Origin of the sequence: Paraburkholderia phymatum (assembly GCF_040965635.1) — a bacterium.
GTDB lineage: Bacteria > Pseudomonadota > Gammaproteobacteria > Burkholderiales > Burkholderiaceae > Paraburkholderia > Paraburkholderia phymatum_B.
This window is the reverse complement of the sequence record NZ_JBFRCH010000018.1, coordinates 19146-31448: the sequence shown is the minus strand read 5'-3', so window position 1 is coordinate 31448 and position 12303 is coordinate 19146. Positions and strand designations below refer to the sequence as shown.

The window sequence follows — 12303 nt, the reverse complement described above, 5'->3', positions numbered from 1 at the left end:
GTCTGTTGTTGACAATCTACAAAACGTCAATTTTAATGTCAAGTATTGCCACACTTTGCCACACAACGCCGCATCCCGATTCCCGGATTACCCTGGTCAAAAGGAGAAACCCATGAGTGAATCCCCTGTATCCATCGAAGTGAACGGCCGTCGCTACAACTGGATGCGCCGACCCGTCGTCGTGGTCTGCGTCGACGGTTGCGCGTACGAATATCTGGAGATGGCCGCTGCGGCGGGCGTCGCGCCCTTCATCAAGAAGCTGTTGAAGCCGGCGACCGCCTTCACGGGCGACTGCGTCGTGCCGAGCTTCACGAACCCGAACAACCTGTCGATCGTGACGGGCGTGCCGCCCGCCGTGCACGGCATCAGCGGCAACTACTTCTTCGATCGCGAGAGCGGCACGGAAGTGTTGATGAACGACCCGAAGTACCTCGTCGCGCCCACGGTGCTTGCGCGCTTCGCCGACGCGGGCGCGAAGGTCGCCGTCGTCACGGCCAAGGACAAGCTGCGCCGCCTGCTCGGCAAAGGCTTGAAGGGCATCTGCTTCTCGTCGGAGAAAGCGGACGAGGCCACGCTCCACGAGAACGGCATCGACGATGTGATCGAACTGGTCGGCAAGCCGGTGCCGAGCGTGTACAGCGCGGACCTGTCCGAGTTCGTCTTCGCGGCGGGTGTGCGTCTGCTAGAGACGCGCGACATCGACCTGATGTACCTGTCGACCACCGACTACGTGCAGCACAAGTGCGCGCCCGGCACGCCCGGCGCGAACGCGTTCTATCAGATGATGGACGGCTATCTGCAACGGCTGGACGAACTGGGCGCCGTCGTCGCGATCACGGCCGACCACGGCATGAACGCGAAGCACAACGCAGACGGCGAACCTAATGTGATCTATCTGCAGGAGCGCTTCGACGAATGGCTCGGCGAGGACAAGGCGCGCGTGATCCTGCCGATTACCGATCCGTACGTCGCGCATCACGGCGCGCTCGGGTCGTTCGCGACCGTCTATCTGCCCGCGCTCGCGGACACCGATGTCGATGCGCTGCGCCGCAAGCTCGCCGCCGAGTCCGGCATCGAACTGGTCTTAACGGGCGCTGAAGGATGCGCGCGCTTCGAATTGCCGCCCGCGCGAATGGGCGATCTGATCGTCATCTCGAAGCGCGACGTCGTGCTCGGCACGCGGCGCATCAAACACGATCTTTCGGGACTCGACGCGCCGCTGCGTTCGCACGGCGGCCTTGCCGAGCAGACCGTTCCGCTGATCTTCAGCAAGCCCGTTGCAAAGTCGGCTGCGCAACGCGAACGGCTGCGCAACTTCGACATCATCGACATCGCGCTCAATCATCTTCAGTGACGAGGACACGCCCATGAACGCCATTGCAGACACGACGAAAGGACAATCACAGGTTCGCCACGAAGCGCTGCGCATCGACGGCGAAAAGGTCTATCGCGACGAGGTGATCGATGTTCGCAACCCGTATGACGGCACGCTGGTCGGCACCGTGCCGAAGGCGACGCTCGACGACGTGCGCCGCGCGTTCGATGTTGCGCGCGCGTATCGTCCGACGCTCACGCGCTACGAGCGCTCGGCGATCCTGCGGCGCGCGGCCGATGCCGTGCACTCGCGCACGCATGAAATCGCCGCGCTGATCACGGCGGAAGCCGGCTTGTGCATCAAGGACTCGACGTACGAAGCGGGCCGCGTCGCGGACGTGCTCGTGTTCGGCGCAGGCGAGGTGCTGAAGGACGACGGGCAGATCTTCTCGTGCGATCTCACGCCTCACGGCAAGAAGCGCCGCGTCTATACACAGCGCGATCCGCTGCTGGGCGTGATCTCCGCCATCACGCCGTTCAATCACCCGATGAACCAGGTCGCGCACAAGATCGTGCCGTCCATCGCGACGAACAACCGGATCGTCGTGAAGCCATCGGAGAAGGTGCCGCTGTCGTGCTATCTGTTCGCCGACATCCTGTATGAAGCCGGCTTGCCCGTTCAGATGCTGCAAGTGATCACAGGAGACCCGACCGTGATCGCCGATGAACTCATCACGAACCGCGCGATCGATCTGATCACGTTCACGGGCGGCGTATCGATCGGCAAATCGATCGCGTCGCGCATGGGTTATCGGCGCGCGGTGCTCGAACTGGGCGGCAACGATCCCATCATCGTGATGGAAGACGCCGATCTCGACGAAGCCAGCACGCTCGCCGTCTCGGGCTCGTACAAGAACTCGGGGCAACGCTGCACTGCCATCAAGCGGATGCTGGTGCACGAGGCCGTCGCCGACCGCTTCACCGATCTCGTCGTCGACAAGACGCGCGCGTGGAAATACGGCAATCCCGCCGACACATCCGTCGATATGGGCACCGTGATCGACGAAGCCGCTGCGCGCTTCTGCGAGCGCCAGGTCGACGATGCGATCGCACGCGGCGCGCGCCTGCTCGCCGGCAATCAGCGCGACGGCGCGCTCTATTCGCCGACGGTCGTCGACCGTATCACGCCGGATATGCCGCTCGTCAAATATGAAACGTTCGGTCCCGTATCGCCGATCATGCGTTTCCGCACAATTGACGAAGCGATCCACATGTCGAACAGCACCGACTATGCGCTATCGTCTTCCGTGTGCACGAACCGCTTCGACTACATCACGCGCTTTATTTCGGAGCTGGAAGTCGGCAGCGTCAACGTGCGCGAGGTGCCCGGATACCGGCTCGAACTCACGCCGTTCGGCGGTGTGAAGGATTCGGGATTAGGCTATAAGGAAGGCGTGCAGGAGGCGATGAAGAGCTTCACCAATACCAAGACCTATTCGCTGCCGTGGTGAACATCTGACGAATGAGATGGCTTTGCGGCCGGCGTGAAGTTCCACATAGGAGGCAATATGCACATAGGCGTTCCGAAGGAAATAAAGAACCACGAATATCGCGTCGGCCTCACGCCGTCATCCGTGCGCGAGATCGTCGCGCACGGGCACACGGTGAGCGTCGAAACGGGCGCGGGCGCGGGCATCGGCGCATCCGACGACGCCTACCGTGCAGCGGGCGCGCAAGTGGCGCCAAGCGCCGCGGCGATATTTTCCGCAGCCGACATGATCGTCAAGGTGAAGGAGCCACAAGCGCGCGAGCGGGCGATGCTGCGCGAAGGGCAGATTCTCTTCACCTACCTGCACCTCGCGCCCGATCCGCAGCAATGCGCCGATCTGGTGGCGAGCAACGCCGTCTGCATCGCCTACGAAACCGTCACGCAGCCGGGCGGCGGGCTGCCGCTGCTCGCACCGATGTCCGAGGTCGCGGGACGCATGTCGATTCAGGCGGGCGCCTTTTGCCTGGAGCGCGCGCACGGCGGCAAAGGCATTCTGCTCGGCGGCGTGGCGGGCGTTCCGTCCGCGAAGATCGTGATCCTCGGCGGCGGCGTGGTCGGCTCCAACGCCGCGCAGATCGCCGTCGGCACGGGCGCGCAGGTCGTCGTCATCGACCGGAACGTCGACGCGTTGCGCCGCATGGACCGGCTGCTCGGTGCGCGCGTGGTCACCGTGTATTCGAACCGGGACAACATCGAACATCATGTGCTCGACGCCGATCTCGTGATCGGCGGCGTACTGGTTCCCGGCGCGGCCGCGCCCAGGCTCGTGACGCGCAAGATGGTCGAAGCGATGCGTCCGGGCTCGGCGATCGTCGACGTCGCGATCGACCAGGGCGGATGCTGCGAGACAGCAAAGCCTACGACCCACGCGGAGCCGACGTACAAGGTCGGCGAAGTGGTTCACTACTGCGTCGCCAATATGCCCGGCGGCGTGCCGCGCACGTCCACCTACGCGCTGAACAACGCGACGCTGCCCTTTGTCCTCCAGATCGCGGACAAGGGCTGGCGTAAGGCGCTCACCGACGACGAGCATTTGCGCCGCGGCCTCAACGTGGCCTTCGGCAAGGTGACGTGTCCGGAGGTTGCGAAGGCATTGAGCTACGCATGCGAAGACGCAGGGGCCGTCGCCGCAGGATAACGATGGTGTGGACCGGGTCGGCGGACGGATGCTTCGGCCGCTGGCCCGGAACGCTTGAACAGGCATCTACATGCGCCGACTGTGGGCATCGACCGCCCGTCGGCCGTGGCTTCATTCCGCGTCGCCCGTTTGGATCGTATCTGCCGCTGGCCAGGCCTTGAAAATATCCCGCCAGCTGACAATCCCGACCGGCCTGAATTCGCCATCGACAATTGGAATGCACGAGATCCGCTTGTCGAGAAACAGGCTGATTGCCGCTGAAACCTCCGCATCGGGCATGAGCGCGGCGGGCTTGCGGCTCATGATCTGATGCACCCGCTTGTTGAGCGTCGCGATGTCTCGCGGCGACTCGACGACGCTATCTATGAACGGGCTCATCGCGCGCAACAAGTCCCGATCCGACACGACGCCTTGCAGTTGACCGTCTTCCACCACCAGCAAATGGTGAAAAGCGACTGAGTCGAAGATCTCTTTTACGGTGGCCAATGTGTCGTCAAAACCAACCGTCACGACGCGACGGGTCATGATCTCTGCGATTTTCATTTGATGTTCTACCCCGTTCGCCGCCCGCCTCATCGTCATTGCCTTCGGATACTTGCCGAATAAGCGCGGCGGGCAGGCGTGCGATTTAAAGAACCGAATTATAGGGTTTTGTTTGCTTTGGAATTGAAAGAACGCCTGAGAGAAAAGAAACCGACACGCCCGTCGGCAATCCCCGGATGCCAACGCGAGACGTTTCCCGCGCAAATGCAAACGTTCAACCCCCTGTCGCTTTCAAGCAAGGGATAACCCGTAATCATCTGGGCTGCTCTCCTTTCCCTATAAGGGAATTGCACCGCAGCAAAATCGCGATGTCGCATTTGTGACAAACAAGGTCGACTACAGATGAGAACCTGTCGATTTTGTCCGGCTATCTTTTGCTCAACGCAAACAGAACAAGAAGCGGATGAATACGCCGCCTTGCATGGGACCGGAGTAAGTGCTCTGCACTAACTCCGGCCGACCGCTCTGCATGGGGCCGGAGTAAGTGCTAAAGCACTAACTCCGGCCGACACAGGAGAGAACGTGGAAACGCTTGCTTTTATCGTCGACAACTTCGCGTCGATCGTCCGGCTCACCGTCGAACACATCGAGATCGTCGGCGTCGGTGTCGGTTTCGCGATCCTGACTGGCGTGCCGCTCGGCATCGCGATCACGGCCAGTCCGCGCGCCGCGAAGATCGTGCTGTACACGGCCGCCATCGTGATGACGATTCCATCCGTCGCGCTGTTCGGCGTGATGATCCCGATTCTTTCCGTGATCGGCCAGGGCATCGGCTTCCTGCCGACAGTCATCGCGCTCTTCCTGTATTCGCAACTGCCCATCGTGCGCAACACGTACACGGCGATCACGAACATCGATCCTGCTTTGCGCGAAGCGGCACGCGGCATCGGCATGACGACGCGTGAGCGTCTGTGGAAAGTCGAGATTCCGATCGCGCTGCCCATCATCATGGCGGGCGTGCGGATGGCCGTCGTGATCAACGTCGGCATTGCAGCCGTCGCCGCGTACATCGGCGCGGGTGGCCTCGGCAAGCTGATCAGCCGCGGCATTTCGCAATCGGACCCGCGCCAGTTGATTGCCGGCGCGATTCTCGTCAGCGTGCTCGCCATCGCCGCCGACTACGGCCTCGCCTGGGTGCAGCGCCTGCTGACGCCGAAAGGCCTGCGCGGCCCGTCGCGCACTGCCGCGCTCGCGCTGCGTCTCGGCGCATGGGCTTTCCTCCGTAAATCTCCTCGTCACGCGCAATAACCATGATCAAGCTCTCCAACATCACGAAGCGCTATGAAGGCGCAAGCGCCCCGGTGGTCGACGGCATCGACATGGAAGTCGGCGCGGGCGAAATCTGCGTGCTGCTCGGCCCTTCCGGCTGCGGCAAGACGACCACGCTGAAGATGATCAACCGCCTGATCCAACCGACCTCGGGCAAGATCTTTATCGACGGCCGCGATACCGACGAGTTCGATGTCGTCGAACTGCGCCGCCAGATCGGCTATGTGATCCAGCAGATCGGTCTCTTTCCGAACATGACGGTCGAGGAGAACATCGGCGTCGTGCCGCGTCTGCTCGGCTGGGACAAGGCGAAGGCAAAGCGCCGCGCCGCCGAGCTGCTGGAGATCGTCGCGCTCGACCCGTCGATCTACCTGTCGCGCTATCCGAAGGACCTGTCGGGCGGGCAGCAGCAGCGCGTCGGCGTGGCGCGCGCGCTGGCAATCGACCCGCCCGTGATGCTGATGGACGAACCGTTCGGTGCGATCGACCCTATCAATCGTGAGCTGATCCAGGACGAGTTTCTGCGCATCCAGCAACAGGTGAAGAAAACGATCATGTTCGTGAGTCACGACATCGACGAAGCGGTGAAGATGGCCGACCGCATCGCGATCTTCAGCAGTGGCAGGCTCGAACAGTTCGATACGCCGGACACCATCCTCGCGCGGCCCGCGAGCCAGTTCATTGCAGGCTTCGTCGGCGCGGATCGCGCGTTGAAGCGTCTGCGTCTCGTGCGTGCGAGGGATGCGCTGTCGGCGTGCGAGTGCGCGGCACGCGTGGGCGAAAGCAGCGATCGCGCGCGTGCGTTGCTCGAACAGCACGGCATCGATCAGATCATATTGCTCGATGCCGCCGACAAGCCGCAAGGCTATCTGAGCGCCGCCGAGCTGCGCACGATCGACGGCAAGCTGTTGGCGGCGCATGCGAATCCCGTGCAGGGCTTCGCGCGTCAGAGCGACGATCTGCGCAGCGTGATTTCGTCGATGTTCGCGCTCGGCCAGTCATGGCTGCCCACCGTCGACGACGACGGCCGCTTTGTCGGCTATGTCAATCAGGCGCATATCGTCGACATGCTGCGGCTGCCCTCGGAGACACGTGCATGAACACCTGCAAGAAAGCGCTCTTTTCACGCTGCGTCGCGCTCGCGGCAGGCACCGCACCCGCGCTCGCGCACGCTGACAACCTGCTCGCCTCGATCGGACAGTATCGCAGCGACATCGTCTACCAGTCGATTCAGCAAATGACGATGGTCGCGATTGCAGGAGGACTCGCGATTGTCGTCGCCGTGCCGCTCGGCATCTATCTGAGCCGCGCGTCGGGCAAGCAGGCGCGCGTCGCACAAGCCGTCCTGCAGACGATCAACGTGGGCCAGGCGGTGCCGAAGCTCGCGTTGCTCGCGCTCGCGATGAGCGTGCTCGGCATCGGCCGCTGGCCGTCGATCTTCGGGCTCTGGGTGGCGACCTTGCTGCCGATCGTGCTGAACACGCTCGAAGGCTTGCGCGCCGTGCCGCCCGCGCTGATCGAAGCAGCGACGGGCATGGGCATGACGCCCACGCAGATTCTGCTGCGCGTCGAATTGCCGAACGCGCTGTACGTGATCTTCGCGGGCATCCGCACGGCGCTCGCGATCACGGTCGGCACCGCGCCGCTCGCCTTTCTCGTCGGCGGCGGCGGGCTTGGCGAACTGATCTTTACCGGCATCGACATGAACGACTTTTCGATGCTATTGGCGGGCGCGATTCCCACTGCGCTGCTCGCAATTCTCACTGACTTGCTCGTCGGCCAGATGCAGGCGCATCTCGTGTCGCGCGGCGTCAATCCGCAACGGTAGTTCAACCACACGCTAACGCGTTTCTTCGAGGACATCATGAAGACTGCCTTTTTCAAGCGAGTCTGCGCGCTCGTCGCCCTTTCTTTTGCCTCCTCCTGGGCCATCACGTGCGCGGCGGCGAATGTCGTCGTAGGAGGCAAGAACTTCACCGAACAACAACTGCTCGCCGAAATGACGACCGAGCTTTTGCAGGCCAAGGGCTTCAACGTCACGAAAAAGGACGGCATGGGCAGCGCCGTGCTGCGTCAGGCACAGGAAAACGGGCAGGTCGACGTGTACTGGGAATACACGGGCACGTCGCTCATCACATACAACAAGATCAACGACCGTCTTTCGCCGGAAGATACCTACAAGAAGGTGAAAGAACTCGATGCCGCGAAGGGTCTCGTGTGGCTCGATCCGTCGCGCGCGAATAACACCTACTCGTTCGCGATGAATCAGGACGAAGCGAAGAAGCTCGGCATTGCGACACTCAGCGATCTCGCGAAAGCGATCAAGGCGGGCAAGACGCTCACCTTCGCGTGCAACTCGGAGTTCTATGCGCGCCCGGACGGTCTGCGTCCGCTGCAAAAGCTCTATGGCTTCGATTTCTCGCAGGACGAAATCAAGCGGATGGATTCGGGCCTCACGTATCAGGCGCTCAAGGACCGTCAAGTGGACATCGCGCTCGTGTTCGCCACCGACGGCCGCGTGCCCGCGTTCAACTTCGTGATTCTCAAGGACGACAAGGGCTTTTTCCCGTCGTATGCGCTGACGCCCGTGATCCGCAAGGCGACGCTCGATGCCAACCCGAAGCTCGGCCCGATCCTGAACGCGCTCTCGGCGAAGCTCGACGCTCCGACCATGGCGCGCCTCAACGCTTCCGTCGACGTGCAAAAAAAGTCGTTCAGCGAGGTCTCGCATGACTTCCTGAAGGAAGCGGGTCTGCTCTAACGCATCGCGAACACGCAACCCTGAAGAGACAACAACATGCCTTCCCCTTCTTTCGATACGGCGCGCGACGGCACGCTGACCGTTGCCGCCGCGCAGATCGACAGTTCATACGGCGATCTCGATGCGAATCTCTCGAAGCATCTGCGCATGATCGACGATGCGCGCAAGCGCGGCGTCTCGATGCTGCTTTTCCCCGAGCTGTCGCTATGCGGCCATAGCGCCGGAAAAGACGCATTGCGGCTCGCGATGCGGCTCGATCACCCCGCCCTCGCCGCGCTTGCCGAAGCGAGCGTCGATCTGCATACGTCGTTCGGCTTTATCGAAGAAGCGCCCGGCGGCCAGTTCTACAACAGCCAGGCAACCGTGACGCACGGAAGGATCGTGCATGTGCATCGCAAGGTGCAACTCGCGACATACGGCAAGCTGCGCGACGGCCTCTATTACGCGCCGGGCGCGCAGCTCGGCGCATTCGATATCGACAGCCGCTGGCGCGTCGCCACGCCGATCTGCAACGACCTGTGGAACCCCGGCCTCGTGCACGACCTGATGTGCGACGGCGTCACGCTGCTCGCGGCACCGATCAGTTCGGCACGCGAGGCCGTGGGCGGCGGGTTCGACAATCCGTCGTCGTGGGAACTGAACCTGCGCTTTTACGCGGTGACCTACGGCGTCGCCGTCGTGATGGCAAATCGCATCGGCACGGAAGGCATGCTCGGCTTCTGGGGCGGCTCACGCATTCTCGATCCGTTCGGCAACACTGTCGCGACGGGCTCCACCACCGAAGAGGAACTGGTTGTCGGCGAGCTCGACTTTGCGTCGCTACGCGAGGCACGCTTTCTGCTGCCGACCGTACGCGACTCGCGCGTATTCGCCGAGCGCGGCATTCGCGCCACACGTCAACCTGCCACGAACTGAAGCGTCGTCAGCCATGCAAGACTTTCTCCTCACCGAAGAAGACCGCGCGTTTCGCAGCGAAGTGCGCGCCTTCCTGCAACGCGAGCTTGCGCCGCGCGCCGCCGATATCGAAGACCGCCAGGACTGGAATGCCGTCAAACATGTCGTGCGCGCACTGGGCGAAGCGGGCTACTTGCGGCTGATGTTCGCGGATCTCTATCGAGGCTCGCTGAAGAAGCCGGGCCTTACGCACGCGACGATCCTTTCCGAAGAAGCCTCGACGATCAACTACGCCTTCGAAACAACGATTGCGACGGCGCTGAGCTGCGCGTATCCATTGCATCGCCATGCGAGCGCCCGACTGCGCGACGCGTACCTCGAACCGATCCTCGATGGCCGTGCAATCGGCGCGATCTGCGTGACGGAGCCCGGCACAGGCAGCGATTCGGCGGACATGCAAACACGCGTCGAATTTGATGCGCGCACCAACGAATGGGTGATCAATGGGTTCAAGCGCTACATCTCGAACGCATCGGTCGCGGACGTGTATATCGTGTACGGCGTCACGCCGCGCGATGACGGCGCGAAGCCGCGCGTTACCGCCGTCGCCGTGCCGAAAGACGTGCCCGGCATCAGCTTTCCGCGTAACTACTCGTTCATGGGACGACGCGGCTGCATCGTCGGCGAAGTGAAGTTCGATGATTGCCGCGTCAGCGCCGATCATCTGCTTGGCGACGAAGGCGACGGCTTTGCGATCATGCGCGGCATGTTCAACTTCGAGCGCGCGATTCTCGGCGGCTCCGGTCTCGGCGTCGCGCGCAGCGCGTTCGAAATTGCGCGCCAGCATGCGCAAAGCCGCAGGACGTTCGGCCAGTTCCTCGGCTGCAAGCAGCTCATCTGGGACAAGATCGCGCAGATGAGCTGGCGCATCGACGCAGCCGAACTCATCACCTATCGCGCAACGAAGATGTACGACGCGGGCGCGGACGGCAAGGCGCTGATGAAGGAAGCGGCAATGGCCAAGCTCGTCGCGACCGAGACCGCGAATTTCTGCGTGAACGAAGCGGTGCAGATTCTTGGCGGCGACGGCCTGACCAAAGAATACGGCCGCACCGAGCAGCTCTATCGCGACGCGCGTGCGCTGACGATCGTCGGCGGCACATCGGAAATGGTGAAGTACCTGATCGCCTCACGCGATCTTCCGGAACTCAAGATCAACCTTTGACCGTATTCCATTTCCATCATGCTGACTATTACCTCGCTGTTCGACAATACGGTCGCGAAGTACCCGGAGCGTCTCGCGCTGGTCTGCGGCGACACGCGCCTCACCTACGCGCAATGGGACGTGCGCGTGCGCGGATTCGCGCAGGCGCTGTTCGATCTCGGCGTGCGGCAGACGGACCGCGTCGCGATCTTCCAGAAGACGTCTGACGCCACGGCAACCGCCTACTTCGCGTGCCAGTTGCTCGGTGCGATTGCCGTGCCGATGAACTATCGTTTGTCCGCGAACGAAGCGGCGTTCATCATTCGCGATTCCGGCGCACGCGCGCTGATCTACGACGACTCGATGCTGCCCGTCATCGCCAAAACGGAGCAGACGCTCCCCGATCTGCGCATCTACATCTGCGTGACGGGACACGGCGAAGAAGCCGTCGATGCGTACGCGCCGCTGCATCATCACAACTTCGACGCGCTGATCGACAGCACGCGCCATCGCGACGCGCCGCTGCCCACGCTCTCACCCGACGACATCTCGGCGCTCGTCTACACGTCGGGCACGACGGGCCGCCCGAAAGGCGCGATTCACACGCATGGCAACGACGTCGCGATCGCCACCAACTGCGTGATGGAGTACAGCCTGACGAGCACGGATGCCGCGTTGCATATCGCCCCGCTCTATCACGTCGGCGGCATGCAGGCGTATTTCATGCCGCATCTGATGGTCGGCGCGGCGAACATCGTGCTGCCCCGCTACGACCCGCAGCGCACGCTGGCCGCGATCGCCCGGCATCGCATCACCACGCTCTTCGCAGTGCCGACGCAGATTCAGGACATGTTGTTTCACCCCACGTTCGCCCAGACGGATCATCGCAGCCTGCGCATGATCACGACGGGCGGAGCGGCCATTCCCGCCGCGACGATGCAGCGCGTGATCGACGAGTTCTGTCCGAACATCTTTAACGGTTACGGGATGACGGAAGCGAGCCTCACGTTGCTGCTGCATCCGCGCGATGCGCTGTCGCGCCTCGGCTCGTGTGGCAAGCCGACGCTGATCAGCATCTGCCGCATCGTGACGAACGACCCGGAGCGCGCGGTGCCGCCGACCGAATGCGTCGACGCGGGCGAAGTCGGCCAGTTGATCGTGCGTGGCCCGCAACTGGCGCGCGCATACTGGAACAACCCCGTCGAGACCGCGAAGAAGTTTCGTGACGGCTGGCTCTATACGGGCGATCTCTTCAGCGTCGATGCGGGCGGCTACTTCCACTTCCACGGCCGCGCCGACGACATGATCGTGTCAGGCGGCGAAAACATCTATCCGCGCGAAGTCGAGGAAGTGCTGTATCACTGCCCCGGCGTTCAGGAGGCCGCGGTGATCGGCATACCTGATGCGAAGTGGGGGCAGGCCGTGACGGCGTTCGTCGTGCGTAGCGACACGCAGTTGACGGAAGAGGCAGTCATCGCATTCTGCAAGGCCAGCGACGACCTCGCGCCGTACAAGCGGCCGAAGAAAATCGTGTTCGTCGACCGGCTACCGCTGAATCCGAGCGGCAAGGTGCTTCGGCGCGAGCTCGCGGCTTCCGTGGCTCAGGACCTTTTGCAAACGGGAACGTGATC

The 12303-nt window shown here is 62.7% G+C and carries 11 protein-coding genes; 10 read left to right on the top strand and 1 reads right to left on the bottom strand.

Annotated elements, in window-relative coordinates:
- Nucleotides 1–112: 112 nt before the first annotated feature.
- Genes phnA through ald form a run of 3 tightly spaced genes read left to right on the top strand, consistent with a single transcriptional unit; the run spans nt 113 to nt 4001 of the window.
- A complete protein-coding gene (phnA, locus tag AB4Y32_RS25630) occupies nt 113–1354 on the top strand; it encodes a phosphonoacetate hydrolase (protein WP_368724036.1) in 1242 nt (413 codons plus the stop codon).
- 13 nt (nt 1355–1367) lie between these two features.
- Complete coding sequence (phnY, locus tag AB4Y32_RS25625; RefSeq protein WP_368724035.1) at nt 1368–2825, top strand: phosphonoacetaldehyde dehydrogenase; 1458 nt, start codon at nt 1368–1370, stop codon at nt 2823–2825.
- Between the two features lie 57 nt (nt 2826–2882).
- Entirely contained in the window at nt 2883–4001 is a 1119-nt protein-coding gene (gene ald / locus AB4Y32_RS25620; RefSeq protein WP_368724034.1) for an alanine dehydrogenase, read from the top strand.
- 111 nt (nt 4002–4112) lie between these two features.
- On the opposite strand, the gene AB4Y32_RS25615 is transcribed toward ald, so the two are convergent.
- Entirely contained in the window at nt 4113–4544 is a 432-nt protein-coding gene (locus tag AB4Y32_RS25615) for a CBS domain-containing protein (RefSeq protein ID WP_368724033.1), read from the bottom strand.
- A 522-nt stretch (nt 4545–5066) separates the two neighbouring features.
- Between AB4Y32_RS25615 and AB4Y32_RS25610 the strand changes: the two genes are divergently transcribed.
- Genes AB4Y32_RS25610 through AB4Y32_RS25580 form a run of 7 tightly spaced genes read left to right on the top strand, consistent with a single transcriptional unit; the run spans nt 5067 to nt 12301 of the window.
- A complete protein-coding gene (locus AB4Y32_RS25610; protein ID WP_368724032.1) occupies nt 5067–5792 on the top strand; it encodes an ABC transporter permease in 726 nt (241 codons plus the stop codon).
- A gap of 2 nt (nt 5793–5794) precedes the next feature.
- On the top strand, nt 5795–6913 hold the full coding sequence (locus AB4Y32_RS25605) for an ABC transporter ATP-binding protein (RefSeq protein WP_368724031.1): 1119 nt from the start codon (nt 5795–5797) through the stop codon (nt 6911–6913).
- The gene (locus AB4Y32_RS25600) at nt 6910–7641 is read left to right on the top strand and encodes an ABC transporter permease (protein ID WP_368724030.1); all 732 of its coding nucleotides are present in this window, start codon (nt 6910–6912) and stop codon (nt 7639–7641) included. The genes AB4Y32_RS25605 and AB4Y32_RS25600 overlap by 4 nt, the downstream gene beginning before the upstream one ends.
- Nucleotides 7642–7677: 36 nt before the next feature.
- Nucleotides 7678–8574, top strand: a complete 897-nt coding sequence (locus tag AB4Y32_RS25595) for a glycine betaine ABC transporter substrate-binding protein (RefSeq protein WP_368724029.1) — start codon at nt 7678–7680, stop codon at nt 8572–8574.
- Nucleotides 8575–8610: 36 nt separating this feature from the next.
- Nucleotides 8611–9489, top strand: a complete 879-nt coding sequence (locus AB4Y32_RS25590) for a nitrilase-related carbon-nitrogen hydrolase (RefSeq protein WP_368724028.1) — start codon at nt 8611–8613, stop codon at nt 9487–9489.
- Nucleotides 9490–9502: 13 nt separating this feature from the next.
- The gene (locus AB4Y32_RS25585) at nt 9503–10693 is read left to right on the top strand and encodes an acyl-CoA dehydrogenase family protein (RefSeq protein WP_368724027.1); all 1191 of its coding nucleotides are present in this window, start codon (nt 9503–9505) and stop codon (nt 10691–10693) included.
- Nucleotides 10694–10711: 18 nt separating this feature from the next.
- Nucleotides 10712–12301, top strand: a complete 1590-nt coding sequence (locus tag AB4Y32_RS25580; RefSeq protein ID WP_368724026.1) for a class I adenylate-forming enzyme family protein — start codon at nt 10712–10714, stop codon at nt 12299–12301.
- Nucleotides 12302–12303: the final 2 nt, after the last annotated feature.

Bases quoted from the DNA above. Each gene is read 5' to 3' on its own strand.
- phnA (WP_368724036.1), top strand. From the start codon at position 113: ATGAGTGAATCCCCTGTATCCATCGAAGTGAACGGCCGTCGCTACAAC.
- phnY (WP_368724035.1), top strand. From the start codon at position 1,368: ATGAACGCCATTGCAGACACGACGAAAGGACAATCACAGGTTCGCCAC.
- ald (WP_368724034.1), top strand. From the start codon at position 2,883: ATGCACATAGGCGTTCCGAAGGAAATAAAGAACCACGAATATCGCGTC.
- AB4Y32_RS25615 (WP_368724033.1), bottom strand. From the start codon at position 4,544: ATGAAAATCGCAGAGATCATGACCCGTCGCGTCGTGACGGTTGGTTTT.
- AB4Y32_RS25605 (WP_368724031.1), top strand. From the start codon at position 5,795: ATGATCAAGCTCTCCAACATCACGAAGCGCTATGAAGGCGCAAGCGCC.
- AB4Y32_RS25600 (WP_368724030.1), top strand. From the start codon at position 6,910: ATGAACACCTGCAAGAAAGCGCTCTTTTCACGCTGCGTCGCGCTCGCG.
- AB4Y32_RS25595 (WP_368724029.1), top strand. From the start codon at position 7,678: ATGAAGACTGCCTTTTTCAAGCGAGTCTGCGCGCTCGTCGCCCTTTCT.
- AB4Y32_RS25590 (WP_368724028.1), top strand. From the start codon at position 8,611: ATGCCTTCCCCTTCTTTCGATACGGCGCGCGACGGCACGCTGACCGTT.
- AB4Y32_RS25585 (WP_368724027.1), top strand. From the start codon at position 9,503: ATGCAAGACTTTCTCCTCACCGAAGAAGACCGCGCGTTTCGCAGCGAA.
- AB4Y32_RS25580 (WP_368724026.1), top strand. From the start codon at position 10,712: ATGCTGACTATTACCTCGCTGTTCGACAATACGGTCGCGAAGTACCCG.